Raw genomic sequence first — 608 nt, forward strand, 5'->3', positions numbered from 1 at the left:
TGTGTTGCCACTCGCATCTTTGGCGGTAATCGTAATGTTTTGGCTAGCTCCTGCTGTTTGTGTACCTGTTCCTGTAATGATGAACTTGCTAGCAGAACCTGCGCCTATCGTTACATTCGCACTCGTTGCGGCTATTCCTGTGGCTGGAGTGAACGTGAAGGTTCCAATACCTGCTACACCTGTATAAGTTAAATTGCTAATATTGGCTACACCACTCACAAAGTCACCAGATCCTGACAACTTATTTACTCCAGATAATCCAGTGATTGTTCCAAGCAAGCTACTAGTTACTGTAACATTATTGGTTGAAGCATCAAATGTCGTTACTGTATTACCATAAGCATCTTTCGCTGTTAAAGTATTGGTACCACCGAAAGTAAACCCTGTTCCACTTTGCTGTGGACTACTAATAGTAACCACAAAGGTCGAGAAGCTACCTGTAGAAACTGCTACACTCAAACGGTCAGCCCCTGCAGCATTAATGCTTCCATCCGTTGCTGCTACGACCGCTGATTCTACTTGATACAAGCTCAGGCTCGCTGTGGCTACTCCATTGCTGAAGCTCACGCTCGTGGCTGTACCAACGTTCGTGCCCCCCACCGTTGGGT

The 608-nt window shown here is 46.2% G+C and carries 1 protein-coding gene; it reads right to left on the minus strand.

The window, feature by feature from the left end:
• Window positions 1-608, minus strand: a 608-nt coding sequence (locus U0R11_RS13520; RefSeq protein WP_406752355.1) for a hypothetical protein, incomplete at both ends; no start/stop codon positions are given.

The organism is Aquirufa salirivi (assembly GCF_045310485.1).
Classification (GTDB): Bacteria; Bacteroidota; Bacteroidia; order Cytophagales; family Spirosomataceae; genus Aquirufa; species Aquirufa salirivi.